The sequence below is a fragment of the Oricola indica genome (genome assembly GCF_019966595.1).
Classification (GTDB): domain Bacteria; phylum Pseudomonadota; class Alphaproteobacteria; order Rhizobiales; family Rhizobiaceae; genus Oricola; species Oricola indica.
Genome location: NZ_JAINFJ010000003.1, coordinates 549,163 through 574,658, shown reverse-complemented (window position 1 = coordinate 574,658; position 25,496 = coordinate 549,163). Strand labels below are relative to the sequence as shown.

The 25,496-nt window shown below is 62.1% G+C and carries 25 protein-coding genes; 13 read left to right on the top strand and 12 right to left on the bottom strand.

Annotation, left to right across the window (positions count from 1 at the left end; translation table 11 throughout):
• Positions 1-140: 140 nt before the first annotated feature.
• Positions 141-638 carry an Lrp/AsnC family transcriptional regulator gene (locus LC343_RS11480; RefSeq protein WP_223477240.1) on the top strand — a complete coding sequence of 166 codons (498 nt, stop codon included), beginning with the start codon at positions 141-143 and terminating at the stop codon, positions 636-638.
• Positions 639-659: 21 nt separating this feature from the next.
• Here LC343_RS11480 and LC343_RS11475 read toward each other — a convergent pair whose 3' ends face one another.
• The 4 genes from LC343_RS11475 to LC343_RS11460 form a co-directional block, all read right to left on the bottom strand.
• Positions 660-1,496: a hypothetical protein gene (locus LC343_RS11475; RefSeq protein WP_223477239.1), complete on the bottom strand. Its 837-nt coding sequence runs from the start codon at positions 1,494-1,496 to the stop codon at positions 660-662.
• A 226-nt stretch (positions 1,497-1,722) separates the two neighbouring features.
• Complete coding sequence (gene greA / locus LC343_RS11470) at positions 1,723-2,196, bottom strand: transcription elongation factor GreA (protein ID WP_223477238.1); 474 nt, start codon at positions 2,194-2,196, stop codon at positions 1,723-1,725.
• A 170-nt stretch (positions 2,197-2,366) separates the two neighbouring features.
• Positions 2,367-3,572, bottom strand: coding sequence for a T6SS phospholipase effector Tle1-like catalytic domain-containing protein (locus LC343_RS11465; RefSeq protein ID WP_223477237.1), 1,206 nt, complete (start codon positions 3,570-3,572; stop codon positions 2,367-2,369).
• A gap of 79 nt (positions 3,573-3,651) precedes the next feature.
• On the bottom strand, positions 3,652-4,236 hold the full coding sequence (locus tag LC343_RS11460) for a hypothetical protein (RefSeq protein WP_223477236.1): 585 nt from the start codon (positions 4,234-4,236) through the stop codon (positions 3,652-3,654).
• A gap of 223 nt (positions 4,237-4,459) precedes the next feature.
• Here LC343_RS11460 and LC343_RS11455 point away from each other — a divergent pair, with 223 nt between their 5' ends.
• Positions 4,460-5,866 (top strand): MFS transporter, encoded by a 1,407-nt coding sequence (locus tag LC343_RS11455; RefSeq protein WP_223477235.1) that lies wholly within the window; start codon positions 4,460-4,462, stop codon positions 5,864-5,866.
• 16 nt (positions 5,867-5,882) lie between these two features.
• Here LC343_RS11455 and carB read toward each other — a convergent pair whose 3' ends face one another.
• From carB to LC343_RS11440, 3 genes are all read right to left on the bottom strand, one after another.
• Positions 5,883-9,386: a carbamoyl-phosphate synthase large subunit gene (carB, locus tag LC343_RS11450; protein ID WP_223477234.1), complete on the bottom strand. Its 3,504-nt coding sequence runs from the start codon at positions 9,384-9,386 to the stop codon at positions 5,883-5,885.
• A 165-nt stretch (positions 9,387-9,551) separates the two neighbouring features.
• Positions 9,552-9,980 (bottom strand): PilZ domain-containing protein, encoded by a 429-nt coding sequence (locus LC343_RS11445; RefSeq protein WP_223477233.1) that lies wholly within the window; start codon positions 9,978-9,980, stop codon positions 9,552-9,554.
• A 66-nt stretch (positions 9,981-10,046) separates the two neighbouring features.
• A complete protein-coding gene (locus LC343_RS11440; protein WP_223477232.1) occupies positions 10,047-10,877 on the bottom strand; it encodes a LytTR family DNA-binding domain-containing protein in 831 nt (276 codons plus the stop codon).
• A gap of 57 nt (positions 10,878-10,934) precedes the next feature.
• On the opposite strand from LC343_RS11440, the gene LC343_RS11435 reads away from it, so the two are divergent.
• The 4 genes from LC343_RS11435 (at position 10,935) to LC343_RS11420 (ending at position 13,846) form a co-directional block, all read left to right on the top strand.
• Complete coding sequence (locus LC343_RS11435; RefSeq protein WP_223477231.1) at positions 10,935-11,441, top strand: DUF2306 domain-containing protein; 507 nt, start codon at positions 10,935-10,937, stop codon at positions 11,439-11,441.
• Between the two features lie 94 nt (positions 11,442-11,535).
• Positions 11,536-12,468 (top strand): KPN_02809 family neutral zinc metallopeptidase, encoded by a 933-nt coding sequence (ypfJ, locus tag LC343_RS11430; protein WP_223477230.1) that lies wholly within the window; start codon positions 11,536-11,538, stop codon positions 12,466-12,468.
• Between the two features lie 9 nt (positions 12,469-12,477).
• A complete protein-coding gene (locus LC343_RS11425) occupies positions 12,478-13,146 on the top strand; it encodes a DUF2161 domain-containing phosphodiesterase (protein ID WP_223477229.1) in 669 nt (222 codons plus the stop codon).
• A 73-nt stretch (positions 13,147-13,219) separates the two neighbouring features.
• Entirely contained in the window at positions 13,220-13,846 is a 627-nt protein-coding gene (locus LC343_RS11420; RefSeq protein WP_223477228.1) for a DUF2937 family protein, read from the top strand.
• A 29-nt stretch (positions 13,847-13,875) separates the two neighbouring features.
• On the opposite strand, the gene LC343_RS11415 is transcribed toward LC343_RS11420, so the two are convergent.
• The 3 genes from LC343_RS11415 to carA form a co-directional block, all read right to left on the bottom strand.
• The gene (locus LC343_RS11415) at positions 13,876-14,247 is read right to left on the bottom strand and encodes a VOC family protein (protein ID WP_223477227.1); all 372 of its coding nucleotides are present in this window, start codon (positions 14,245-14,247) and stop codon (positions 13,876-13,878) included.
• A gap of 79 nt (positions 14,248-14,326) precedes the next feature.
• Positions 14,327-15,646 carry a mechanosensitive ion channel family protein gene (locus LC343_RS11410; RefSeq protein ID WP_223477226.1) on the bottom strand — a complete coding sequence of 440 codons (1,320 nt, stop codon included), beginning with the start codon at positions 15,644-15,646 and terminating at the stop codon, positions 14,327-14,329.
• Positions 15,647-15,693: 47 nt separating this feature from the next.
• Positions 15,694-16,926: a glutamine-hydrolyzing carbamoyl-phosphate synthase small subunit gene (gene carA, locus LC343_RS11405; protein WP_223477225.1), complete on the bottom strand. Its 1,233-nt coding sequence runs from the start codon at positions 16,924-16,926 to the stop codon at positions 15,694-15,696.
• Between the two features lie 276 nt (positions 16,927-17,202).
• Between carA and LC343_RS11400 the strand changes: the two genes are divergently transcribed.
• Positions 17,203-17,655 carry a GatB/YqeY domain-containing protein gene (locus LC343_RS11400; protein ID WP_223477224.1) on the top strand — a complete coding sequence of 151 codons (453 nt, stop codon included), beginning with the start codon at positions 17,203-17,205 and terminating at the stop codon, positions 17,653-17,655.
• Between the two features lie 9 nt (positions 17,656-17,664).
• Here the strand turns inward: LC343_RS11400 and LC343_RS11395 are convergent, their stop codons facing one another.
• Positions 17,665-18,405, bottom strand: coding sequence for an LrgB family protein (locus tag LC343_RS11395; RefSeq protein WP_428982542.1), 741 nt, complete (start codon positions 18,403-18,405; stop codon positions 17,665-17,667).
• The gene (locus LC343_RS11390) at positions 18,395-18,754 is read right to left on the bottom strand and encodes a CidA/LrgA family protein (RefSeq protein WP_223477223.1); all 360 of its coding nucleotides are present in this window, start codon (positions 18,752-18,754) and stop codon (positions 18,395-18,397) included. Before LC343_RS11390 ends, LC343_RS11395 begins: the two co-directional genes overlap by 11 nt.
• A 75-nt stretch (positions 18,755-18,829) precedes the next feature.
• Here LC343_RS11390 and LC343_RS11385 point away from each other — a divergent pair, with 75 nt between their 5' ends.
• From LC343_RS11385 to LC343_RS11360, 6 genes are all read left to right on the top strand, one after another.
• On the top strand, positions 18,830-19,228 hold the full coding sequence (locus LC343_RS11385; RefSeq protein WP_223477222.1) for a PilZ domain-containing protein: 399 nt from the start codon (positions 18,830-18,832) through the stop codon (positions 19,226-19,228).
• 106 nt (positions 19,229-19,334) lie between these two features.
• Positions 19,335-21,263 (top strand): DNA primase, encoded by a 1,929-nt coding sequence (gene dnaG, locus LC343_RS11380; protein WP_223477221.1) that lies wholly within the window; start codon positions 19,335-19,337, stop codon positions 21,261-21,263.
• A gap of 313 nt (positions 21,264-21,576) precedes the next feature.
• Positions 21,577-23,631 carry an RNA polymerase sigma factor RpoD gene (rpoD, locus tag LC343_RS11375; protein WP_223477220.1) on the top strand — a complete coding sequence of 685 codons (2,055 nt, stop codon included), beginning with the start codon at positions 21,577-21,579 and terminating at the stop codon, positions 23,629-23,631.
• Between the two features lie 52 nt (positions 23,632-23,683).
• Positions 23,684-24,052: a thiol-disulfide oxidoreductase DCC family protein gene (locus LC343_RS11370; protein ID WP_223477219.1), complete on the top strand. Its 369-nt coding sequence runs from the start codon at positions 23,684-23,686 to the stop codon at positions 24,050-24,052.
• A gap of 143 nt (positions 24,053-24,195) precedes the next feature.
• Positions 24,196-25,020 carry a DUF930 domain-containing protein gene (locus LC343_RS11365; protein ID WP_223477218.1) on the top strand — a complete coding sequence of 275 codons (825 nt, stop codon included), beginning with the start codon at positions 24,196-24,198 and terminating at the stop codon, positions 25,018-25,020.
• Between the two features lie 128 nt (positions 25,021-25,148).
• Entirely contained in the window at positions 25,149-25,382 is a 234-nt protein-coding gene (locus LC343_RS11360; protein ID WP_223477217.1) for a hypothetical protein, read from the top strand.
• Positions 25,383-25,496: the final 114 nt, after the last annotated feature.

Genomic DNA, 25,496 nt, shown 5'->3' with positions numbered 1-25,496 from the left:
GTAACCCGCGATCCTTGGCCATTATCTAAGGCTTGCGGTAGTTCGCGCGCAAGGGCGCGAGGCCGGGTGCCCACTGCCTAGTGGCGGCAGTATTCGCCATTTTTGTTGTCACTGCGAAATTCTGACAATAATCCTTGGTCATGAAAGACACCGTCGAACTCGATTCCATCGATCTGGCCATTTTGCGCGAATTGCAGAATGACGGTCGCATGACCAATGTGGAACTGGCGAGCCGCGTCGGCATCTCGGCTCCGCCATGCCTACGACGGGTCCGTCGGCTGGAAGAGGCCGGAATCATCGCTGGCTATCGCGCCATCCTCGACACGACCCGGCTCGGACAGGAGATTGTCGCGTTCTGTCTTGTCGGACTGCACCACCAGTCGGACGCGGAATTGAAGGCATTTGCTTCGCGGACCAGCGGCTGGCCGCTTGTGCGCGAGGCATGGATGGTTTCGGGCGATAGCGACTTTCTCCTGCACTGCGTCGCACCGGATTTTCGAACGTTTCAGGATTTCGTGCTTGAAGAACTGACCGCATCCGAAAATGTCGATACCGTGCGCACCGCATTGACGATACGCAAGGTCAAGGATGAGGGGCTGATCGCCTTCGACGGGTCGGAAACGACGCAAGCCGGTTAGGCCGATCGGCTCGGACGAGCCCTATCTGGTCCCCTTTTCCTGATCATCCACGTAGAGGATTTCGAAGTCAATCAGGCTCGGGTCGTCCGGCTCGTTCAGGATCTTGTAGCGTCGTGTCGCCCCGGCGGTCGGGATATGCGGATCGACGGGAAAAGCAGTGGACATGGAAAGGGTTATGACATTCGGCAAACCTTGCGGATCAACGCCGCGCCGGTTGTCCGCGACAATATTGTCGAGAACCATGAAGTCCTTCATCGCCATCAGGAAGACCCTGATCTCCCGCAGTCTCGCGGGAACGTCGTGGAATGCGATCACAAGCCCGGACAGGGACTCATTGGCTTCGATGATGGCATCGAGCATCTCGTATTCGGCGCCGCCGATATCGCATTTCAGGAACCCTCTTCCAGGCTCGGAGCCCAGTGCGGCAAGTGCCTCGTGGAGGGGGATGGCGCCCTCGCTGAGCCCGATAGGGTCGCGCGAGTGCCGGAAATCCGGGCCACGGTCCGTAAAGAGCGTGCGGTAGTTTTTCAGATGCGCGCGCGCCCTGCGACGCTGGGGCGTGTCGCCGAAAAAAGGCAATATCGATCGGCGTCCCGCCTCGCGCAATTCGTCCGCGTCGAGCGCGGGGTCATGGGCATGCAGTCGCTTCAGCCGCGCCATGGCGGCGAAATCCAGCTCGAATTCGCATCTGTTTCCGAGACCGAGCGAGAGGAGATATCTTGTGCTGGTGACTGCATCGGCGGACACGACATAGCCGCCCTTGTTGTCACTGCCGAGTCGGATCAGCTCGTTCTTGCCGAGCGGTTTGAAGTCCCTCGGCAGAAAACAGGCCTGTTTTCGTTTCGTACTGAGACCCATTCCAGTTTGTCCGCAGGTCGTCGTCTGCCGCCGGCGCGCGACGTAATGTCCGCCATCAAAAGCTGATAGCGGATTCTCGGTATCGGGACAAACCGTGGCGGGAGTCCGAACTCCGCTAACGACCTACTTTTGCACACCGCACGCCCGGCTTTTTGCCGGGCGTTTCTGGTGAGCTATTGCAGTCCGTGAGTTGTCTGGAATGTTCCCGGGCGGCTTGCTGACCGATCTAAATGTATTTCACGCTGACGATCTCGTAGCCACGCGCGCCGCCGGGAGCCTGAACTTCGACGGAGTCGCCTTCCTCCTTGCCGATCAGCGCGCGGGCGATCGGTGAGGAGATCGAAATCCTCCCGGCTTTCACGTCGGCTTCCTGGTCGCCGACGATCTGGTAGACCTTTTCCTCGTCCGTATCCTCATCGGCAAGCGTCACGGTCGCGCCGAATTTCACCGACGTGCCGGACAGCTTGGAAATGTCGATGATGTCCGCGCGGCTGACGAGATCCTCCAGTTCGCCGATCCGCCCCTCATTGTGAGACTGAGCTTCCTTGGCGGCGTGATATTCGGCGTTCTCGGACAAGTCGCCATGGGCGCGCGCTTCGGAAATCGCCTCGATGATGCGAGGGCGTTCCTCCTGCTGGCGCCAGCGAAGCTCTTCCTTGAGCTGCGCGAAACCATTCGCAGTCATTGGCGCTTTTTCCATTTGGCCTGATCCTTCTTATTGGCCCCGTTGATTTGCGCGCGCCTCTCTGCCACCGGCGCGGCACAAAATAAAACGGCCCCCGGAGCGAACGCTCAGGAACCGCTTCTTCAGTTCGCAAAGACTATAGTGCGATTCAGCCAGGTTGCAAATAGGGCCGCGAATCCCGCTTATCAGGGCGTTTTGGGCACGTTCGGCGGCCGGTAGTAGGCGTCGAGTTTCATCCGCTCGCGAACCGTCGGATGGATCGTCGCGCCGGCCGGGATGCGGCGGTAGTCGAAAAGCGGGACGTAGAAACCTCGCGCATCGGGGCCTTTCTTGAAGGACGTTTCCGGGATTCGTCGCGGCAGGAACTCCACGAAAGGCCAGAAGTCGACCATGGAGCCGTTGATTGGCTGCCCGACGCCGGGCTTCATGTATTTCGGGAAATCTTCATCCTCGCCGCGAGCGATTTTCGTCACCGTCGGCTGGTAGTATTTCACGCCAAGTTTTTGCGTTTCCTCGATCATCCACAGGAGCGGTATCTTGGCCTGCGCGCTCTGGCGTTCCGGATATCCGCCACCGACATCGCCATGCGAGCCCGAAAACCAGACCTCCTTTACATCCTGCGGGACAGGGTCCTTCCGCTTGAAGGGAGGGCCGGAAAACTCTTTGCCTGACGGCCAGAGCAGCGGATTGAACATGGTGCGCTGCTCGTCGATTGCGACCGCATGACGGACATGTTCGACGCTCGGATTGGAGCTGGTGAAGGCGTGTGTGCGCAATTGCGGGAACCAGCGGCCCATCTCGATGACGGAGCTCACCGTGTCGAAAAGTCCCAGCGCCTTGATATCGGGCCGGTAGGTGCCGAGCGCGCGCTCATAGAGGCGCATGGTGCGGAAGGCCGCGTTGGGGTCGATATCCGCTTCCTCGTCGCCCGGAGCGCGATAGTCGCTGATCGCCTTGTATGTGCGGAACGCGTAGTCCAGCAGGTTGAGCTGATGGCGCTCCATGATGCCGAATGCGTGTATGAAGCCTGCGAGGACACGGGCGGTATACGCGCCGCGGCTGAAACCGAAAATGAAGATCGTGTCAGGTGGGACTGCGGCCCGGGTCTTCGTTTTCGGTTTGCCTGGATCGAAGTTCTCGACAAGGAAGCGATAGGTCTCCTTCACATTCTGGTCGAGACCCCAGCCGGTCAGCAACCCCCAGACTTCCTTGGCCTTGCGCGTCCAACTCAGCCAGTCATTCGCCCCGCCGAACGTGCCGACGCCGGGATCGTAGTAGACGAGCTGGTCGTCGTTCTTTCGCATGCAGCCATAGAGCCGCAATATGTTCGTGCGGCTCTCGGTGATTTCATTGGACGTCCCGTCGCACAGGATGACGATGTTCTTGGGCATGGGGCGTTACCTTTCTTTAGGGAAGGATAACGCGAAGCACTGCCGAAGAAAAATGACGTGAGGACGACAAGGCCGATATTCAGACGATGATGCCCACGTCGTCGATCGTCTTGTCGGTTGCGATGAAAGGCGTTCGGCGCACCTCCACGGGGCTGTTCAACTCGTCGAAACGCACGATCCAGAGCGAATATTCATCGGTTTCGCCTTCGTATATGGCCAGCCGGAGCGTATCGTCTTTCGAGACGAGGATCTGGATCGGTCCCCACCGGTCCGCCGGTGGTCCGTCGCGCCAGTTGAGGCGCGCCATGCGAGCCTCGATGACGGCTCTGGTCGCACGGCCCATCAATTCGCTTTCCAAGATGAGCCGCGCATCGCGCAGGCGTGCAAGTCCGGACGGACGTGGATCGCTGTCGGGAAAACCGTCCTCCTCCCTTTCCAGCAGCACAAGGTCGCAATCCTCGCCCGACTCGAAGACCATGCGTCCGCGCCAGCAAGCGTAATTCCAATCGTCCTTTAGGTCGCCCAGCTCGGGATCATGGTAGCCGAATGCATCGCGGTAAGGTTCGTTCGAGGCTCCAATGTCGGCGGCAGACAGGGAAGGGACGGGCAGGGCACTCCGCGGCAAACGCAATCGGGCCAGGAAGTTTTTCAGGAACAGGAACATCGGTTCAGCTCCGGAAAAGAGGTTCGTCTGAAATCCTCCAAACGCCGTACACGGCGCGACAACTGCATTACTGTGCCTTCAAGCGTCGAGCATCTGATACGCGCAAGCTACGCATATCACGCCGCTCCATCAATTCGGTGCCGGTTCAAGGTTTATTCTCTTGACCTCAACCACCGTTGAGGTTGTAGCAGTTCCGCCCGGATGGAACGCGCGGGAGTTGCTTTTGACAGATCAGATGCCGGCCTTTGCCGAAGGCGAATGGCGCGCGCTTCTTTCGCTGCGCTATCTCGGCCCGACGACGACGATCAGCCTCGGCGTCGCGCTCTATGCGTTCAACGAATTCTTCATCTCGACGGCGCTGCCGTCGGCCGTGGAGGAACTCGGCGGAGCGGCGCTGATTTCCTGGGCCTTCACCTTCTTTCTCGTTTTCGCGATCGTGGGCGGACTGGCCGCGACCGATGTCAAGGCGAGGCTGGGCGCGCGCCGGGCGCTGGTGGTTTCGGCCCTGATTTTCCTTGTCGGCAGCATCATCACGGTATTCGCTCCCAACATGCCGGTCCTCATAACAGGGCGGGCATTGCAGGGCTTTGGGGAGGGTGTTGTCGCGGCGATTTGTTACGCGCTGATCCCGGTCCTGTTTCCGCCAAGGCTCGTGCAGAAAATCTTCGGCCTCGAAGCCTTCATTTGGGCGATAGCGGCATTCAGCGGTCCTTTGCTCGCGGGCTTCCTGACCGAGTTCCTTTCCTGGCGAATGGCATTCGCCTTCAACATCGCCATGGGAATCGCATTTATCATTCTCGTCTTCCCGACCGTTCCGCCGGGCGGCGAGGCCGATGCCGTGGCGCCGATGCCTGTCGGGCGTTTGACCCTCGCGGGCGGTGCCATCCTTCTGATCTCCGTTGCGGCCGCCACGACGCCGGGTCTCGCGATTGCCATGTCCGGCGCGGCAATGTTGATGCTCTACGCCACCTTTCGCCGTGACCGGCGCAGCAGGAGCGCCATCCTGCCCGCCACTGCGTTTCGTTGGGACGACGTGGTCGGCGCGGGGCTGTGGGTCATTTTGCTGATGCCGCTGGCGCAGGCGGCCGGCGCCGTCTTCATGGTCTACGGGTTCCAGTTCCTGTGGGGGCATGGCCCGACCCTAGCGGGCGCGTGGGCCGCAAGTCTTGCCGTCGCCTGGAGCGGCACCGCGATCCTCGTTGCCATGATCCCGGGCGAGGTTGGACGATTGCGCGCGATCGCGGTTTCGTCGGTGCTGCTGACCTTCGGGATGGTGTTCGCGGCCATAGGCGTTGCCGCTCATGCACTGCCCTTGGTGATCGTCGGACAGGTCACGATGGGCGTTGGGATGGGGCTGAATTGGGGCCCGCTCTGCCAATTGCTGATGGACCGGGTCGGCGGCGGCGTGGAACGCGACCGAACCTCGGCCATGCTGCCGACCCTGCAAACCGCTGGCTACGCACTCGGGGCCGCCATATTCGGCCTTGTCGCCAACCTGGCGGGCTTCGGCGATACGGCGGATATGGATGGCGCCCGCACGGGCATGGTCGTCGCCTATGTGGCGGCGGCCATGGTTGCGGCAATCGCGGCGGTCTTCGGCTTTCAGACAGTGAGGATGGCGGGCCGTTAAGCCCGCCCGGATTTCTCTATCCGAAGTAGCTCTGCAGTGGTCGGACCTGCAATTCGCCCTTGGTCAGCGCCTGGATGGCCTCGCCGCATGCGATGGAGCCGGCCATGGTGGTGAAGTAGGGAACCTTGTTCATCAGCGCGGCACGGCGGAGCGGCTTGGAGTCGGCGAAGGCCTTCTTGCCCTCCGTCGTGTTGATGACGAGTTGCACCTGCCGGTTGCGGATTGCGTCCTCGATATGCGGGCGGCCTTCCAGAACCTTGTTGACCTTGGTCGCCGGGACGCCGTTTTCGGCGAGATAGCGCTGCGTACCGCCGGTTGCCAGCACGCCGAATCCGAGTTCGATGAACAACTTGGCAGTGTCAAGAATGCGGGCCTTGTCGCTGTCCTTCACCGAAATGAACACCGATCCCGTCTTGGGCAGATCGACGCCGACGCCGAGCTGCGCCTTCGCGAAAGCCACCGCATAGTCGTGGTTCAGCCCCATGACTTCGCCGGTCGACCGCATCTCCGGTCCAAGCAGGGTGTCCACGCCGGGGAACTTGGAGAACGGGAAAACGGCTTCCTTGACCGCGATGTGGTTCAGCGAATTGACATCGCGCCGTGTGCCGTAATTTCCGATTGCCGGCTCCAGCATCTCGCCGGCCATGATCCGGGCCGCGATCTTGGCGATGGGCAACCCGATCGTTTTGGCGACGAAGGGCACGGTCCGCGAGGCGCGCGGGTTGACCTCCAGCACGTAAACCTGGCCGTCCTTGATCGCGTATTGCACATTCATCAGGCCGCCGACATTCAGCGCCTTGGCGAGGGCAATCGTCTGCCGTTCCAGTTCCGCGACCATGTCGGGGCCGAGCGTGTGAACGGGCAGGGAGCAGGCGGAGTCGCCGGAGTGAATGCCGGCTTCCTCGATATGCTCCATGATGCCGGAGACATAGACATCCGTGCCGTCACACAGGCAGTCGACATCGACCTCCACGGCATCGGTCAGATAGGTGTCGAACAGCAGCGGGTTGGTGCCGAGCAGCGTGTTGATCTGCCCGGTCTTGTCGTTCGGATAGCGCGCCTTGATGTCCTCGGGGATCAGTTCCGGGACCGTACCGAGAAGGTAGGAGTCGAGGCCTGAATCCTCGCGGATGATCTGCATCGCGCGACCGCCCAGGACGTAGGATGGCCGGACGACCAGCGGAAAACCCAGCGAGGCGGCGACCATCCGCGCCTGTTCCACCGAATAGGCGATGCCGTTTTTCGGCTGCGTCAGATCGAGCTTGATCAGCAGCTTCTGGAAACGGTCGCGGTCCTCGGCAAGGTCGATCGCGTCCGGCGAAGTGCCGAGGATCGGTATGCCGGCCTTTTCGAGCGCATCGGCGAGTTTCAGCGGCGTCTGGCCGCCGAACTGGACGATCACGCCGAGAAGTTCGCCCTTCTCCTGTTCCAGTTTCAGGATTTCCAGCACGTCTTCCGCGGTCAATGGCTCGAAATAGAGCCGGTCCGACGTGTCGTAGTCGGTCGAGACCGTTTCCGGGTTGCAGTTGATCATGATCGCTTCGAAGCCTGCGTCCCTCAGGGCGAAGGCGGCGTGACAGCAGCAATAGTCGAACTCGATGCCCTGGCCGATCCGGTTCGGCCCGCCGCCGAGGATCACGACCTTCTTGCGATCCGATATTCCCGCCTCGTTGGCGGGTTGTCCCGCGAAGGGCGTTTCGTAGGTCGAGTACATATATGCGGTCGGCGACGCGAACTCGGCCGCGCAGGTGTCGATGCGCTTGAAGACAGGGCGCACTTCCAGTGCATGGCGCAGCTGGGCGACGTGTTTCTCGGTCGAGTTGGTCAGTCCTGCGAGACGCTGATCGGAAAAGCCCATGGCTTTCAGCATGCGCAGGTTGGTTGCGTCCTGTGGCAGGCCATGCGCGCGGATGCGCGCTTCCATGTCGGTGATCGCCTTGATCTGTTCGAGGAACCACGGATCGATCTGGCAGCCCGCATGAACTTCCTCGATCGTGAAGCCAAGGCGGAAAGCCTGCGCCACCATCCGAAGACGGTCCGGCGTGGGGGTGCCGATGGCGGCACGAATGGCGTTCTTGTCATCGCCCTCGTCGAGGCCTGGGATCTCGATCTCGTCGAGTCCGGTCAGGCCGGTTTCGAGACCACGAAGCGCTTTTTGCAGGGATTCCGCAAATGTCCGGCCGATGGCCATGACCTCGCCGACCGATTTCATGGCGGTTGTCAGAGTCGGCTCGGCGCCGGGGAATTTCTCGAAGGCAAAACGCGGGATCTTCGTGACGATATAGTCGATCGACGGTTCGAACGATGCCGGGGTCGCGCCACCGGTGATATCGTTTTCGAGTTCGTCCAGCGTGTAGCCGACCGCGAGCTTCGCAGCCACCTTGGCGATCGGGAACCCGGTCGCTTTCGATGCGAGCGCGGAAGAGCGCGACACGCGCGGATTCATCTCGATGACGACGAGGCGTCCTGTGTCGGGATTGACCGCGAACTGGACGTTGGAGCCGCCGGTTTCGACGCCGATCTCGCGCAGCACCGCAATCGATGCGTTACGCATGACCTGGTATTCCTTGTCGGTCAGCGTCAGGGCCGGGGCGATGGTGATGGAATCACCCGTGTGGACGCCCATCGGATCGACGTTTTCGATGGAACAGATAATGATACAGTTGTCCGCCTTGTCGCGGACGACTTCCATTTCATATTCCTTCCAGCCGAGCACGCTCTCGTCGATCAGGACTTCCGTCGTCGGCGACGCGTCGAGGCCGCTTTGCACGATCTCGAAGAACTCGGCACGGTTGTAGGCAATGCCGCCGCCGGTTCCGCCAAGCGTGAATGACGGGCGAATGATCGCCGGCAATCCGACTTCCTCGAGCGCCTGCGCGGCAAGCCCCATGGCATGGTTCATGTAGCGCTGCTTGCGGTCGGACGTCCCGTCACGCCATTCCTGCTCCAGACGATCCAGGGCGGCATCGAGTTCGGCGCCGGAAAGCTTCGCCTTCAGATCGGCGCGCTTCGCTTCATGCGCCTTGCGGTCGGTATCCTTGATCTCGGTCGCATTGACGAGCACCGAGCGCGGGCTTTCCAGCCCGATCTTGTCCATCGCCTCGCGGAAAAGCTTGCGGTCCTCGGCCTTGTCGATGGCTTCCGGCTTCGCGCCGATCATCTCGACATCGTATTTTTCGAGGACGCCCATCTGCTGCAGCGAGAGCGCGGTGTTGAGCGCCGTCTGGCCGCCCATGGTCGGCAACAGCACCATGGTCTCGTCCGGGCGTTCCGCCCGCTCGCGCGCGATGATCTTGGCGACGACCTCGGGCGTGATCGGCTCGATATAGGTGGCGTCGGCCAGGTCCGGGTCGGTCATGATCGTCGCCGGGTTCGAATTGACCAGGACGATTCGGTAGCCTTCCTCCTTGAGCGCCTTGCAGGCCTGTGTGCCGGAATAGTCGAATTCGCAGGCCTGCCCGATGACGATCGGCCCCGCGCCGATGATGAGGACGGTGTCGATATCATTACGTTTGGGCATGGTGTGGTCCGGCTCGTGCAAAACGACCGGATGGGCTGGGCTCATCCGGCGTGAAAACTCGAATTTCAGGCTAGACGCGGGCTATAGGGTAAACCGCTTCGCCATGTAACCCCCTGCGGAAGTTTTGCCGAGAAAAATCCGTCGGCCGAGGGCGACCCCGATCGACTATTTGCGCCGACCGAATGGCTTCCTGCGGATGGTCGATGGCGCCGGCTGTCTTTCGGTTTCAGGCGCTGGAGTGGCCGATGGTCTTGCGCCGGGCTCTTGGCCGGCGTTCTCGTCAGGCTGATAGTGCTCGATATACTGGTTGCGGTGTATGTCTGAGGGAACCGCCGGACCGGTGAAACGTACGCCGCAGACCAGGCCTTTGGTCCACTGGACCGCTGCAGGCCATTTCTTGCCGTCGAGCGGGACCGTCAGGTGAAAGCTTGCCGGCAGATTGACGTGGCGCTCGAATTGCAGCCGCGCGCCGGACTCGCTCTCGTCGCGAACAGTGCAAGGAACCGACATCTCGTCATTATGGTAGGAGACCAGACCGGCCTTTAGGGCGCGGCGTCGAGTGCTTTCTCGATTGTTTTTCTGAATGTCGTTCATTCTTCGAATGTTACATGGTTTTTATAACGTTACGTAAACATGCTCTTCAACCATCCGGTAGGGGGCTCATCCCGACATCCAGGATTTCACCCGCGTCCGATTCGCACGGCTGACGGGCGCGACGGCCCCGCTAGACAGCCGGATCGTCATTCGGTCCCCCGCCGTCTCGATGCCGTCTACGCCGGCGCGCGCCACCCACCAGGACCGGTGCACGCGCATGCCGGGATAACCGGCCAATTCGGCCTCCGCGTCGGAGAGCCGCATCAGGATGAGATCGTGCCCCCTGGTCGTCGTCACTTCCAGATAATGATCCTGCGCCTGCAGGCTGACGAGTTCCGTACCCAGTCGGGCCGGAATACGTTTCAGGAAGCGGTTGCCGTTGTCCTCCGCGAGTGCGGGAGACGGGACCGTTTCCGCCGCCTTTGGGCTCGACACATCGTAGATCGTCGCGATCGCCAGCGTGATCACAAGGCACATGCCGTAGAGCCCCACCAGATCGGCGGCGGAAGTCGGCGTTGAATCGGGAAAGACGAAATTGACCAGCCAGACCTCCGCCGTAATCGGCAAGGCGGCCAGTAGCGCCCCGAGCGCGATCGACGGTATGCGCGCGCCGATGAGCGGCCGGATCAGCCGCACGAGAAGCACAGTTGCAAACTGGCCTGTCACGAAGGTGGGGAACGCGATCGTCGCCCAATAGGCGGTTCGCTCGGCTGCGTTGAAACGGGTCAGCGTGTCGGACGGGCCGCTGACGACGAGGATCGCGATGGCCGCCGCGAGCACGATCCAGAAGCCCGGACGACGCAAAAGCCCCCGCACTTCGCGAAGCGCGAATTGCAGCGCGCCGCCTTTCGCGAAGGCGTCCCGTCTGTCCGCGTAATCGGAATTGTGCTGCTCCATGCAGCTTTCCTAGCAAGCGTTTCGAACAACGAAAAGCGCACGCAAAAGGAGTTTGCCGTGAACCTCGCCCTCTTCGCAAACGCATCGCTCGCCATTCAGGTGCACGTCGTCGCCGCCATCCTCGCCTTCCTGATCGGCGGCTATGTACTGATCCGCCGAAAGGGCGACCGCCTGCACCGCAATCTCGGCAAGGTCTGGGTCGCACTCATGGCGCTGACCGCACTGTCTTCCTTCGTCATCCATACGATCCGCATGATCGGCCCGTTCAGCCCGATCCACATCCTTTCCGTCGTCACGCTGGGCTCGCTATGGATCGCGCTGCGCGCCGCGCGGCAACGCGACATCGCTCGCCACCTGAACACCATGCGCGGTCTCTACGTCTTCGCGCTGATCGGGGCAGGGGCCTTCACCTTCCTGCCGGGCCGCCTGATGAACCGGCTCGCCTTTCACGGCGATCATCCCTTGCTGGGGTATGCGGCGGTCGGCGCGGCGGTTCTGTTCGCCCTCTTTGTCGCTGCGAAGGCCTTTCCGGGTTTTGCGCGCCGCCTTGGCCTGTCCGCTTGACCGCCGCCGGGTTAAGCCAGGCTGCAACCTTCGACGCCTTGAAGCTTTTTCATTCCTGCGCCATTGATGGGATTCGTGCGTAAGGAGACAGCATATGCGCTGGGAAGGCCGCCGACAGAGTTCGAACATCCAGGACATGCGCGGCAAACGCTCCCGCCGCACTTCCGGGTATTCCCCCCGACCGCGTGTGCGCATTCCCTCCGGCGGCCGCACAATGCGCGCCGGTGGCGGCGGGATAGGCGGGATCGTCTTGCTGGTCGTCCTGTTCTTCGTGCTGCGCTCCTGCGGTATCGATCCTCTCGCGATCCTGGCGGGGAGCGGCGGCTCCAACCCGTTCGATCAGGTTGCGCCGCGGACACAGACCAGCGCGCCAACCGGCACGACACGCACCGATCAGACGACCCAGTTCGTCGCGACTGTGCTCGCCGAGACGGAAGATGTCTGGGGCGGTATTTTCGAGGCAAACGGCAAGCGTTATCCGGAACCGGTCCTCGTCCTCTTCGAAGGGCAGGTTTCGTCCGCCTGCGGTTACGCCAGCGCGGCATCCGGCCCGTTCTACTGTCCGGGCGACAAGAAGCTTTATCTCGATGTGTCGTTCTTCGACGAACTGGCGCGTCGCTTCAAGGCTGCCGGCGACTTCGCCCAGGCCTATGTCGTCGCGCATGAGGTCGGCCACCATGTCCAGAACGTCATTGGCGTCCTGCCGGAGTTCAATCGCATGCGCCGCACGATGAGCGCGGCCGAAGCGAATGCGATGTCTGTCCGCGTGGAACTGCAGGCCGATTGCTTCGCCGGCATCTGGGGGCATTTCACGGCGCAGAAAGGGCTGCTTGAAGCCGGCGACCTGGAGGAGGCGCTCAACGCCGCGACACAGATCGGCGACGATGCAATCCAGCGCCGGACGCAGGGCTATATCGTGCCCGAGAGCTTCAACCACGGCACGTCGGCACAGCGCCGCGACTGGTTCAATCGCGGCTTCCAGTCCGGACGGCTGCAGGATTGCGACACGTTCAACAATCCTGTCTGACGACTTCGCATGGCGAAGCCGAAGGAAACCGACCTCTATCCACCGGTCAAGAAGTTGCTCGAGGAGCAGGGCTACGAGGTCAAGTCGGAGATAGGCGCAGCGGATGTCGTCGGGGTCCGAGGTGACGAGCCGCCCCTTGTCGTCGAACTGAAAACGGGGTTCACCCTGTCGCTCTTCCATCAGGCGATCGACCGGCTGGCGATTACCGACACGGTCTATGTGGCTGTGCCGCGCGGAAGCGGCCGCGCATTCCTTTCATCGCTGAAATCCAACCTGAAACTCTGCCGCCGGCTGGGTCTCGGTCTGATTACCGTGCGCATGGAAGACGGGTTCACGGAAATCCACCTCGATCCCGGCCCCTATGCGCCGCGCAAAAGCAAAGCGAAATCGGCGCGTTTGCTCCGCGAATTCGCCCGCCGTGTCGGAGACCCCAATCTCGGCGGATCGAATCGCACGACGATCATGACCGCCTACCGGCAGGATGCCATGCGCGTCGCGGCATATCTCGGCGAGGCCGGCCCTTCCAAGGCGTCCCACGTTGCCAGGGAAACCGGGGTTACCCGTGCGCGCACGATCATGGCCGACGATCACTATGGCTGGTTCGAGCGCGTCGAACGCGGGGTATATCGCCTCAGCCCGAAAGGGGAGAAGGCGTCAGGCGATCAGGATCAGCCTTGATCGCTGGGCAACCAACTCGCCGCACATTACTTTTCATATGGCTGTGTTAATCTGCATTGCACGGGAGGAGAGCATGGCCCTGATTGCGCGTACCATTGTCGTCGTGACCGGTATCGCCGGTGCAGCGGTGACGTCGCAGGCGCCGGAATTCACCCAGCAATATCGCCAGCGCCTTGGCGGCGCATTGCAGGAATTGCGCACGATCGTCGAGGATTTCGACGCCGACGCCAACCGCAGCGACCTGTCGCGGCAGGAAGCGCTGAGCCGCTACCGCGCCTCCGCCGACGCTTTCCTGCGTGAGCGCGGCATGTCAATCGGCAAGGCGATCCACCGCTATGAGAGCCTGCAGCGTCAGGCTGTCCGCTTCGAGACATGGCCGGACTTCGCTCGGCCTGCCGCGCTGATCGGCGAAAGCGACCCGACGCTTGTCCATGGTGCATGGCAGGAATTCAGGCCTGGCGTGCCGTTGACGGCGACAGGCGCGATCTGGGCCGCCCTTGGCTTCCTCGCGGCCGCGCTTCTGGCCCAGGGTGGCCGCATTGTCGGCCGCGGTACGGCCGGCGCCGCGCGCCGCCGCGGCGTCCCCGCCACCCGGCAGGGCAAGGCGGCCTATGCCGGCGAGATGATTGGCGGCGCGCCGGAAGTGCTGCCCGATCCGGACGGCCCCACCGTCGATGACGGGCGCCATATTCGACGATGAATGTTCGGCGATGAAGGCCCGACGGTTTGTCAGGTCTCGTCCGGCATGCAAACGCGAATGCGGTGCCCGTCCGGATCGATGGCGACGAAGGTCAGGCCGAAGACCGCGTCGTGCAACGCCTGCTCGATCGCGATTCCCGCTTCCGACCACCGCTCGTGCAACGCCCGCACCTCGTCTTCGGCGGGAACCATGAAAGCGATCTCGCTGCGGTGTCCCGAGCCGCCGGAGACAAAATCCCGGGCGGCGGTCGACCACAGGCCGAGGCTGGTCCCGTTCTCGAAATCGAAGGCGGCGTAGGTCGGGAAGACTGCGGTCGGCGCGGTCTCGAACAGCGTTTCGTAGAATGCGGCGCTTTTGGCTGGGTCTTCCACATAGAGGAGGACGAGGTTCGGTGTCGGCATGATCTGGCTCCTGTTTCGGGGCCGCTATCGCATGACACGGCGCCGGAACGTTTCAGGAGAGATTCGCCTTGACCGGTTTCTAGTCCGCCTTTCCATCCTTGTGCACCACCTCCACCGGCGTGCGCATGATGAGCTCGCGATGCGGGAAGGGGATGTTGATATCCGCCTCCTTGAAGGCGTCCCACAATGCCAGCAGCACCTGGCCGCGAATATTGGTCAATCCGCCCTGCGGATCGGTGATCCAGAAGCGCAGCTTGAAGTCGATCGACGACGACCCGAAGGCGGTCATCCAGCAGACCGGCTTTTTGTTGGCCACCACGCGCTCGACGGACTGCGCCGCCTCGATGGCGATGCGGATCACCTCATGCGGGTCGCTGTCATAGGAAACGCCGAAATCGACGTCGAGGCGGACAAACTTGTCGGAGAACGACCAGTTGATCACCTGCTGGGTAATCAGATCCTCGTTCGGGATCAGGTATTCACGCCCGTCGCGGGTGATCACCGAGACGAAGCGGGCCCGCAATTCGCGGATCCATCCGAACGTGTCGCCCAGTTCGATCGTGTCGCCCGGCTTGATCGACTTGTCGGCAAGGATGATCACGCCGGAGATGAAATTCGACACCACTTTCTGCAGCCCGAAGCCGAGCCCGACGCCGACCGCGCCGGAAAAAACCGTCAGCGCGGTCAGATCGACGCCGATGGCATTGAGCGCGATCATCCCCGCCAGCACGGTGAGCGTGATGCTCACCACCTTCCCTGCCAGCACCTTGAAAGAGGGCGACAGGTCCGACGAGGTGGCGATGAGGCTGGCGATGAAGCTGCCGGCGATATGCGCCACCCAGAGCAGCACCGTCGTCACCGCGATAGCGCGGAGCACGAACAGCGCCGACAGCCGGAAATCGCCCAGATTGACCGCCAGACCATCCAGGAATGTCTGCGCCTCGTCGCGCACATCGAGGACGCCGACGGCGACATAGACAAAGATGCAGAAGGCCACGAATCGGGCCAGCGAACGGCTGCGGATGATCCGTGTCAGCACGGAGGCGGCGAGCCATGTGAAGCCGAGCACCAGCGCCAGTGAAAGCATGTAGCTGCGGCTGGGCCATGTCATCATCAGGATCGCTTCCCGGGCAACCGCCAGGAAGACAAGGAATATCACCCATTCGGTGCGTCGCATGAAGGCGATGATGACGCGCAACAGCCCCGGATTGCCCTTGATCTGCCGCGCTCTCTCTTCGAGCGCAGGCTCGATCTTCAGCGAAAGCAGATAGGCGACGCCGAAACAGGCGGCGATGATCAGGAACTGGTAGAGCGTCCAGGGTTGCGCGACATAGCCTTGCAGCAAGCGGAGGAAATCCCCCAGCCGCTGGCCCCATTCGGTGATGTCGTAGCTTTCCATGATCCGAGATTAGAGCATCCGGCGGATATGGAAAGCTTTTCGGGGCGTTAGCGCTCGGCCAGCGCCTCTTCGCCGCGCTTTTCGCGGATCAGGTTCAGGAAGCGCTTGAAAAGATAATGGCTGTCCTGCGGGCCGGGCGAAGCTTCCGGGTGGTGTTGCACCGAAAAGACGGGCTTGCCATCGACCGCCAATCCGCAGTTCGAGCCGTCGAAAAGCGAGATGTGCGTTTCGGTCACGCCTGCCGGCAGGGAGCCGGAATCGACCGCGAAACCGTGGTTCATCGACACGATCTCCACCTTGCCGGTGGTGTGGTCCTTGACCGGGTGGTTCGCGCCATGATGGCCCTGGTGCATCTTCACGGTCTTCGCGCCCAGCGCCAGCGCCAGCATCTGGTGGCCAAGGCAGATGCCGAAGACCGGTATCCCGGTATCGAGCAAATCCTTGATCGTCGGCACGGCGTATTCTCCGGTCGCCGCCGGGTCGCCCGGACCGTTCGACAGGAAGATGCCGTCAGGCTTCAGCGCCAGCACGTCTTCGGCTGTCGCCGTGGCCGGCAAGACCGTGACCTTGGTGCCCAGACCGGCCAGAAGCCGCAGGATGTTGCGTTTCACGCCATAGTCGAGCGCGACGATGTGCATGTCCCCGTCGCCGACCGAATACGATCCGTAGCCCTTGTCCCACTCCCATGGCGTCTCCTCCCATGTCGAGGACTGGCCCGAGGTGACTTCCTTCGCAAGATCGAGGCCGACCAGTCCGCCCCAGGCTTTTGCGCGCGCCTTCAGCGCGTCGATGTCGAATTGCCCGGACGGTTCGTGCGCCAATACGGCGTTCGGCACGCCGTGCTCGCGGATATGCGCCGTCAGCGCGCGCGTATCGATGCCCGAGAGCGCAACGATGCCGCGCGCCTTCAGCCATGCGTCGAGATGTTCTGAGGCGCGGTAGTTCGACGGCTCGGTGATATCGGCCTTGAAGATCGCACCGACGGCACCCGCCCGGCGCGCAGGGTTCAGATCTTCGAGATCCTCGTCATTCGTGCCGATATTGCCGATATGCGGGAAGGTGAAGGTCACGATCTGTCCGGTATAGGACGGGTCGGTCAGGATCTCCTGATATCCCGTGATGGCCGTGTTGAAGCAGACTTCCGCTTCCACGGCGCCGCTTGCGCCAAAGCCCTTGCCTTCCAGAACAGTCCCGTCGGCGAGAACGAGGAGGGCGGTCGGCTTGGCAATCGTCCATGCGGTTTCGGTTTGTGTGGTTTCGGGTGCGGCGGGGTCGGTCATGGGGCTCTCGGAACAGTGATTGGGGGGCATCTTGCCGTAGCGGGCCTGTAACACCATATCTAGGCGCTGGAAACACCGGGTGCGAGCTGATCACAGGGCCGCAAATGGCGGTGAGGCGTTCGTAGCGATTTGTGGCTTTTTTGTGATCCGCCAGTGATCACATTCTGGCTGTGGATAAAAAAACGAAGCAAATTCAACACGTTATAGGCTTTGGTCGCTCTTGCTTTGCGCTTTGAACGGCGCTATGGTCCGGCGACCATCAAGGAGTTTTTTACGATGCGCGATGCGATTCAAGCTGCGCTCAAGGATGCTCAAAAAACCCAGGACAATACACGTATTTCAACACTGCGCCTGATCTGCGCGGCGGTGAAGGATCGTGATATTGCCAACCGGGCCGCCGGCAAGGATCCCGTCTCCGACAGCGAGATATCGGATATCCTGACCAAGATGGTCAAACAGCGGCGCGAGTCGGCCGCGACTTACGAGCAGTCCGGGCGTCTCGAACTTGCCGAGCAGGAGCGCAGCGAATCTGCGGTTATCCTGGAATTTCTGCCGAAGCAGATGTGCGAAGAAGAAGTTCAGCAGGCTTGCCAGAACGTCGTCCAGGAAACAGGCGCCGAAGGCCTCCGCGACGTCGGCAAATGCATGTCGACGCTCAAGCAGCGCTTTGCCGGCCAGATGGATTTCGCCAAGGCGAGCGGCGTCGTCAAGACAATGCTGCGCCAGTAGCCGCGCGGATCAATCCTGGAAAAACAGGGACCATGCGAGCGGCAACAGGATTGCCGTCGCCAGCGCATTGAGACCCATGGCGAGGCCCGAAAACGCGCCAGCCACCTCATCGACCTGAAGCGCCCGTGCCGTACCGATGCCATGCGCGGTCGTCCCCATGGCGAATCCGCGCGAGGCCCAGTCCTTCACGCCGACGGCGGTGAGCACGAGCGGGCCGAGCGCCGCGCCGAGTATCCCGGTCGCTATGACCAGAACCGCGGTCAGGGAGGGAAGTCCGCCCAGGCTTTCGGATATGCCCATCGCAACCGGTGCCGTGACCGATTTCGGACCGATCGAGATGATCGTTTGAGTGCCCGCGCCGAGCAGCCAGGCGATCGCCATCGCGCTCGCAGAGGCAAAGATCGATCCGGTCAGCAGGCTGATCGCTATGGCGAGAGCGGATTTTCGAACCCGATGAAACTGCCTGTAGAGCGGAATGGCGAGCGAGACGGTTGCCGGGCCGAGCAGGAAGTGCACGAACTGCGCACCTTCGAAATATGTCTCGTAGGAAGTGCCGGTCACGAGCAGGATCGAGACCAGCGCCACGACGGCGATCAGGACGGGATTGAGCAACGGGTTCATCCCGGCGCGCTTGTAGATCCACATGCCTGCCTGATAGGCGACAAGCGTTAGCGTCAGGTGCAGCAGCGGGCTGGCGGACAGATAGACCCAGACATCCTGAATCCCGGTTTGCACTGTTTCATGCATCATCCTGATTTCCCCCGCGTTTTGCCGTCAGCGCCTGCATGAGAAGGCCCGTGACCGCGACGGTTGCCACGGTCGAAACGACAAGCGCTGCAGAGACCGCGAGACCGTCATTCGCAAGCAGGCCGAGATGCACCATGATGCCTGTTCCCGCCGGTACGAACAGCAATGACAAGTTGGAGAGGAGCGCACGTGACACGGTGTCGAGATCGTCTGGAACCGAGCGGCGCACCGACAGCCCGGCGAAAAGCAGCACCATGCCCATCACCGGACCGGGCACGGGAAGTTCAACGAACGCAACAAATGCTTCGCCGATGAGTTGGCACAGGAAAATCAAGGTCAGGTAATTCAGCATCGCGCCGCTCCGTTGTCGCGACTATCCTGACTCACCGGGCCGGATTTGTCGCGCATTGGGCAATCCCGATCGAAAGTGACGTTGCGGGAAGTAAACGCAATGTTTGCCTTTTTCTGGGAGGTTGGTGCGAACAACAGGAAAAGTCGCACCCGGGAAAACATCATGCCAGCGTCCCGTATTGCCGATGACAAGTCCGCTCCGCGGGGAGTGGCACGCACCTATATCAACTTGCGCAACGGCTTCATGAAGACCGGCGGCATTGTGCTCGACATATCTTCGGGTGGCGTGGATGTGGAAATGCACAACACCTCCGGCATGAATTTCGGAGACAAGGTCGAACTGCACTCCGAAGAGATCGGCTATATCGATGGAATGATCCGCTGGGTAAAACCGCGCCGGATCGGCATCGAATTCGACCGCACCACGAACAATGCCGCCAAGGTGGCGGCTTTCCTGAAAAACGCGCAATTCTGAAGTGCCTTTCGCGTAGCTCCTGTGAATAGCGGGAAAGCACGCAGGCATCCTTGGCCTCGGATCGGTCGGCCCTGTATAGAGGGGCAGAATCCCGAAAAGGCCGACGATGCGTTTTCCGCAATCTTTCCTCGACGAAATCCGCGATCGCGTTCCCATCTCGGACGTGATCGGCAAACGCGTGGCGTGGGACAAGCGCAAGACGAACGCGTCGCGCGGCGACTACTGGGCGTGCTGCCCGTTCCACGGCGAGAAAACGCCGAGTTTCCACTGCGAGGACAAGAAGGGCCGCTATTACTGCTTCGGCTGCGGCGTGAAGGGTGATCACTTCCGCTTCCTGACCGAACTGGAAGGTGTGTCCTTTCCGGAGGCGGTGCAGCAGATTGCCGATCTCGCCGGCGTGCCGATGCCCGAACGCGATCCGGAAGCGGAGCGCCGCGAGGAAATACGCGCCACGCTGCACGACGTCATGGAGATGGCGGTCGTCTTCTTCGAAAGCCAACTGCAGCTTTCCGGAGGCGCAAAGGCGCGGGCTTATCTGCGCGACCGGGGCCTTTCGGGCACGACCCAGAAGAAGTTTCGCCTGGGCTACGCGCCGGACAGCCGTAACGCCTTGAAGGAGCATCTCGCGCAGAAAGGTGCGTCCAAAGAGCAGATCGAGGCATGCGGCCTTGTCGTCTTCGGTGAGGATATTCCGGTTTCCTTTGACCGTTTCCGCGACCGCATCATGTTTCCGATCGAAGATGCGCGGGGACGGACGATCGCGTTTGGCGGGCGGGCCCTGTCGCCGGACGTGCCCGCGAAGTATCTCAATTCCCCGGAAACCGACCTCTTTCACAAGGGCAATGTCCTTTACAATTTCCGTCGTGCCCGCGAGGCGGTGCGCGAGGCGGGCACCGTGGTCGTCGCCGAAGGCTACATGGACGTGATCGCCCTCGATCAGGCCGGCTTCTCCAATGCTGTTGCACCGCTCGGGACCGCGCTGACCGAAAACCAGCTTGCACTTTTATGGCGGGTTACGCCCGAGCCGGTCCTATGCTTCGACGGCGACAAGGCGGGTTTGCGCGCGGCCTGGCGTTCGCTCGATCTTGCTTTCCCGGGGCTCCAGCCGGGTCGGTCGGTGCGATACGCCCTGCTGCCGGAGGGCAAGGATCCCGACGATCTCGTCAAGGCCGGCGGGCACGAAGCCTTCGAGGCGGTGCTGAAATCTGCAAAGCCGCTCGCAGACATGCTGTGGTCGCGAGAGACGCAGGGCCGTGTCTTCGATACGCCCGAGCGTCGCGCCGAACTCGAAAAGCAGTTGCGCGAGGCGACGAGCCAGATCAAGGACGAAAGCGTGCGGCGTCACTACGGCCAGGCAATGCGCGAGCGTATCGCGGCGCATTTCGGTGCGCCGTCTTCGGGCGGCAAGGGACGCGGAAAAGGCAATCGCGATCGTTATGGCCGGTCTTCGGGGCGGGGCGGCATGAGTGGCGGACGCCTGGCGATCTCCGAAAGCCTGACGCGGTCGCGCCTGTTGACCACTGGCGGAGTGGACATGCCGTTGCGCGAGGCAGCGCTTGTCTCGACGGTCCTTTGGCACCCGGATCTGCTCGCAGACCATTTCGACGATTTTGCGGTTCTGGAACTCGACCATGGCGGGTTGGAGCGATTGCGCAGCGCCATCCTCGATGCCTGCGCCACCGGCCGCCCGAGAAGTCGCGACGCGCTGTTGGAGCATCCCGCGCTGGTTTCGCAGGCGACGACGGTTGCTGCACTGGACCAGTTGATACGCCGTGCCCGCCTGTGGACGGCGACGGGCGAGGCGGCGCATGAGGATGCGCTCGAGGGGTTCCGCCAGGCATTGCATCTGCACCGCAGGTCCCGAACCCTGCGGCGGGAGTTGCGTGCAGCCGAGGCCGCGCTCGGCACTGACGCCAGCGATTTCAATTTCGGACGTCTGGCGGATATCCGCAAGGAGATCGACGAGACGGAATCACTGGAGGCGCTGGTCGAGGGATTCGGCGTCTCATCCGGCCGTCCGACGCGCTCTTTCTAGTGATTCGCGCGCAGTACCCGCTTTTTTGACTGATTCGGCTGCTCGGGTGTTGACGCACGCCCGATTCGCGGGAATCAAGGGCGGTCCGGGCTGCCTCCCGAAAATTATTGTCAGTTTGGGGATTCGTTTTTCGCCGCGTCGTGTTGGATTGGCGCGAATAACGCCTAGATTAGGGGTAATTGGCAATTAACAACCTTCGCATAATCCTGACCCCGGGGATATCGGGATCGGAAATGCGACGTTCACCGAACAGGTGGGCTTCACGAGGCGGGATCAGGGCCCTGGATCACCGTCGCCGGAGATGAAGGCTTTCATGGCAACCAAGACCAAAGAAAAGACCGAAAGTGAAACCACGCCGGAGCACGCGCCCGATGGGCCGCTCCTGGACCTGAGCGCAGACAGCGTCAAGAAGATGCTGCGCCTCGCGAAAAAGCGTGGCTATGTGACCATGGACGAGCTGAACGCCGTCCTGCCGTCGGAAGAGGTCACGTCCGAGCAGATCGAGGACACGATGTCCTCGCTGTCGGAAATGGGGATCAATGTTGTCGAGGACGACGAGGTCGAGAGCGACAACGACAACGATTCCGACAATGAAACCTCGAGTGACGACAACGAAGGTTCTACCGAACTGGCGACGACGACCGGCAGCGCCGTTACGACGACCGTCAAGAAGAAAGAGCCGACCGACCGGACCGACGATCCCGTGCGCATGTATCTGCGTGAGATGGGGACGGTCGAACTGCTGTCGCGCGAAGGCGAGATCGCCATCGCCAAGCGGATCGAGGCCGGCCGCGAGACGATGATCGCCGGTCTGTGCGAAAGCCCGCTGACCTTCCAGGCGATCATCATCTGGCGCGAGGAATTGAACGAAGGCAACATCCTCCTGCGCGACATCATCGACCTTGAAGCGACCTATGCCGGCCCCGAGGCCAAGCAGGCGCCCAAGGTGCCGACGCCGGAAGAGATCGAGCAGGCCAAGAAGGAGCGCGAGGAAAAGGAACGCGCATTGCGTCAGCCGCGCCGCTCCGACGACATCACCGATGTCGGCGGCGAGGGCCAGCAGGAAGACGATGACGACGACGAGGACGAGGTCAACCTGTCTCTCGCCGCGATGGAGGCGGAACTGCGCGAGGGCGTCATGGAGACGCTCGACACCATTGCCTCGACCTATGCGAAGCTGCGCAAGCTGCAGGACCAGCACGTCGAAAGCTCGCTGTCGGATTCCGATAGCGACGCCCTGTCGCCGAGCCAGCAGAAGCGCCTGAAGCAGCTCAAGGACGAATTGATCACCGACGTGAAGTCGCTCTCGCTGAACAATCAGCGCATCGAGGCTCTCGTCGAACAGCTCTATTCGATCAACAAGCGTCTCGTGCAGAACGAGGGCCGTCTTCTGCGCCTTGCCGAAAGCTACGGCGTGTCGCGCGAAGAATTCCTTCTGCGCTACCACGGCTCCGAACTGGACCCGAACTGGGTCGATACCGTCTCGGGCCTGACGGCGCGCGGCTGGCGCGAATTCGCCAAGGAACTGGCGGCAATCGACGAATTGCGTTCCGAAATCCAGGAACTCTCGACCGAAACCGGCATCTCGATCGCGGAATTCCGCAAGATCGTCAACCAGGTCCAGAAGGGCGAGCGCGAAGCGCGTATCGCCAAGAAGGAGATGGTCGAGGCCAACCTGCGGCTCGTGATCTCGATTGCGAAGAAATACACGAACCGGGGCCTGCAATTCCTTGATTTGATTCAGGAAGGCAATATCGGCCTCATGAAGGCCGTCGACAAGTTCGAGTATCGCCGCGGCTACAAGTTCTCGACCTATGCAACGTGGTGGATTCGCCAGGCGATCACCCGTTCGATCGCCGACCAGGCCCGCACGATCCGCATCCCGGTGCACATGATCGAGACGATCAACAAGATCGTCCGCACCTCGCGCCAGATGCTGCACGAGATCGGCCGCGAGCCGACGCCGGAAGAACTGGCCGAGAAACTCGCCATGCCGCTCGAAAAGGTCCGCAAGGTCCTCAAGATCGCCAAGGAGCCGATCTCGCTCGAAACGCCGGTCGGCGACGAGGAGGATTCGCATCTCGGCGATTTCATCGAGGACAAGAACGCGGTCCTGCCGATCGACGCCGCCATTCAGGCGAACCTGCGCGAAACGACCACGCGGGTTCTGGCATCGCTCACACCGCGCGAGGAGCGCGTGCTGCGGATGCGTTTCGGCATCGGCATGAACACCGACCACACGCTTGAGGAAGTCGGCCAGCAGTTCTCGGTCACCCGCGAACGTATCCGCCAGATCGAGGCCAAGGCGCTCCGCAAGCTCAAGCACCCGAGCCGCTCGCGGAAGCTCCGGAGCTTCCTCGACAGCTAGTTTTGCGAAAGGGCGCCATACGGCGCCCTTTTTTGTTCGGCATGTCTTTGCGATGCTCACCGTCTGGTACAACACGCGCTGCCCGGTCTGCGATGCCGGTATCAATCGACAGAAAAGCCGATTGATCGAGGCCGTAAAGGCGGGCCGTATCGAGTTTCGTGACATCAATCTGGAGCCGGACATTCTTGCCGGTCACGGAGCATCGTTGAATGACGTGCGCCGGCGCCTCCACGCGACTGACGGCGAAGGCAATCTCCTGGTCGGGGCCGATGTCGCGATTGCGGTCTGGCGCGCCACGCCCGGCGAGGGCTGGATCGCTTTCCTGCTTGGCAACAGGGTCGTGCTCCCGGTGACTCGCGTCGCCTATGACCGGTTCGCCGATATTCTCTACGCGTGGAATCGCCGAAACGGGCGCTGGTAGGCAACGGCAGAGAGCCTGCCGAGGTCAGGCGGGTCTTCGTGTCGCGTGCCTGAGCGAGAAACACGGCCTCGAAATCACCTTGTTTTTCGCGTTGGCGGCAAGTTGATTTCAATCATGCCCTTTCGCCATGTAGTGATCGCGCGATGCAGCAGGATACCGAAAAACAGGGACGATATGCGCACTGGGGCGTTCCCGCCTCGGTCGTGGCGCATGTGCTTGTCATCGCCCTGCTGATCTTCGGCCTGCCATTGCCGGAGTTCGACCGCGAGGAGCCGGAGGCGATCGCCGTCGAACTGGTCCCGCCGCCCGAACCCGAGGCGCCGGAACCTGAGGCCGAAGAGCCCGAGGAAGAAGAGGTCGAGCAGGCCGCGGAAGAAGCGCCGCCTCCGCCGCCCGAAGACGCTGCGGGAGAAGAACAGGCAAGCGCCCAGCCGATCCAGGTCCTGCGGCCGGTTTTCGAATTCGGCGAGGAGGAGACCGGCCCGCGCGAAACGCAGGATGGGAATTCATCCACCGACTCCGAAACCGACGACACGTCGCTCGAACCGGAACCGGCCGAGATCGACGAGGCCGCCGCGCCGCTTCCGGAACCGAAGCCTCCGGTCGAACTGACGGAGGCGCGCACGCTTTTCTCGCGTGCGGTGACCGACGATCCGGTCGCGATGGCTGCGATGGGATCGTTGTCGCGCGGCGAACGCGGCGCTGAACTGTGCACAACGGAATTGCGAGAACAGCTTCGCCGCGTCTCGCCGCTTTACTGGCCGGACCTTCTTCCGGCCTACAGGCTCGGTTCCGGGACGGCGATCGAGGTTCGCGAGGCGGCGTTCCGGGCAGGCGGTGTCTGGTACAATCTCAGCTTCCGCTGCGATCTTGACGAAGCCGCCACCCGCGTCCGCTCATTCGCCTTCGATGTCGGTGCGCCGATCCCGCGCGAGCAGTGGCGGGCGAGGGGGTTCCCGGGCGGCTGAGCATGAAGGCCGCGGCCGCGACATAAGCGCCCAACGCCGTGGGGCGTAGTGGTATTCCGGCCCGGGCCGAACGATATGCGCCTCACCGCACCGGCGGACCGCCCTGAAATTTCGGAGACACGCTCCAGATGCAATCGCTCGCCAATCTTCTCGACCAGCTTCCCTGGAGCCTCGTCATCATCGCCTGCCTGACGCTCGGCCTCGCGCCCTTCGTTCCCGAGCCGCATATCTGGGAAAAGCTGAAAATGCTGATGGCCGGTACGCTCGCCAGACCGATCGACATCTTCGACCTCCTCATGCACGCCGCCCCATTTCTCGTCGCCGCGCTCAAGCTCGCGACGCCTCTTTTGGCCGCGAAATAGAATTGAATCGATACGGCCAAAAGCTCGGCTAAGCTGCCGATTTCGCGGTTTTTTACTGCAGCTTTGACTTGAAGCGCGGCGTACCCTCTGCAACGATGACGGGGTGGGGGATAC

Excerpts from the sequence above, each read along its gene's own strand:
- LC343_RS11390 (WP_223477223.1), bottom strand. The coding sequence starts at position 18,754 with ATGCTGAATTACCTGACCTTGATTTTCCTGTGCCAACTCATCGGCGAA.
- LC343_RS11445 (WP_223477233.1), bottom strand. The coding sequence starts at position 9,980 with ATGAACGACATTCAGAAAAACAATCGAGAAAGCACTCGACGCCGCGCC.
- LC343_RS11440 (WP_223477232.1), bottom strand. The coding sequence starts at position 10,877 with ATGGAGCAGCACAATTCCGATTACGCGGACAGACGGGACGCCTTCGCG.
- LC343_RS11420 (WP_223477228.1), top strand. The coding sequence starts at position 13,220 with ATGGCCCTGATTGCGCGTACCATTGTCGTCGTGACCGGTATCGCCGGT.
- greA (WP_223477238.1), bottom strand. The coding sequence starts at position 2,196 with ATGGAAAAAGCGCCAATGACTGCGAATGGTTTCGCGCAGCTCAAGGAA.
- LC343_RS11370 (WP_223477219.1), top strand. The coding sequence starts at position 23,684 with ATGCTCACCGTCTGGTACAACACGCGCTGCCCGGTCTGCGATGCCGGT.
- rpoD (WP_223477220.1), top strand. The coding sequence starts at position 21,577 with ATGGCAACCAAGACCAAAGAAAAGACCGAAAGTGAAACCACGCCGGAG.
- LC343_RS11360 (WP_223477217.1), top strand. The coding sequence starts at position 25,149 with ATGCAATCGCTCGCCAATCTTCTCGACCAGCTTCCCTGGAGCCTCGTC.
- LC343_RS11465 (WP_223477237.1), bottom strand. The coding sequence starts at position 3,572 with ATGCCCAAGAACATCGTCATCCTGTGCGACGGGACGTCCAATGAAATC.
- LC343_RS11365 (WP_223477218.1), top strand. The coding sequence starts at position 24,196 with ATGCAGCAGGATACCGAAAAACAGGGACGATATGCGCACTGGGGCGTT.
- LC343_RS11460 (WP_223477236.1), bottom strand. The coding sequence starts at position 4,236 with ATGTTCCTGTTCCTGAAAAACTTCCTGGCCCGATTGCGTTTGCCGCGG.
- carA (WP_223477225.1), bottom strand. The coding sequence starts at position 16,926 with ATGACCGACCCCGCCGCACCCGAAACCACACAAACCGAAACCGCATGG.
- carB (WP_223477234.1), bottom strand. The coding sequence starts at position 9,386 with ATGCCCAAACGTAATGATATCGACACCGTCCTCATCATCGGCGCGGGG.
- dnaG (WP_223477221.1), top strand. The coding sequence starts at position 19,335 with ATGCGTTTTCCGCAATCTTTCCTCGACGAAATCCGCGATCGCGTTCCC.
- LC343_RS11480 (WP_223477240.1), top strand. The coding sequence starts at position 141 with ATGAAAGACACCGTCGAACTCGATTCCATCGATCTGGCCATTTTGCGC.
- LC343_RS11400 (WP_223477224.1), top strand. The coding sequence starts at position 17,203 with ATGCGCGATGCGATTCAAGCTGCGCTCAAGGATGCTCAAAAAACCCAG.
- LC343_RS11395 (WP_428982542.1), bottom strand. The coding sequence starts at position 18,405 with ATGATGCATGAAACAGTGCAAACCGGGATTCAGGATGTCTGGGTCTAT.
- LC343_RS11425 (WP_223477229.1), top strand. The coding sequence starts at position 12,478 with ATGGCGAAGCCGAAGGAAACCGACCTCTATCCACCGGTCAAGAAGTTG.
- LC343_RS11475 (WP_223477239.1), bottom strand. The coding sequence starts at position 1,496 with ATGGGTCTCAGTACGAAACGAAAACAGGCCTGTTTTCTGCCGAGGGAC.
- LC343_RS11410 (WP_223477226.1), bottom strand. The coding sequence starts at position 15,646 with ATGGAAAGCTACGACATCACCGAATGGGGCCAGCGGCTGGGGGATTTC.
- ypfJ (WP_223477230.1), top strand. The coding sequence starts at position 11,536 with ATGCGCTGGGAAGGCCGCCGACAGAGTTCGAACATCCAGGACATGCGC.
- LC343_RS11415 (WP_223477227.1), bottom strand. The coding sequence starts at position 14,247 with ATGCCGACACCGAACCTCGTCCTCCTCTATGTGGAAGACCCAGCCAAA.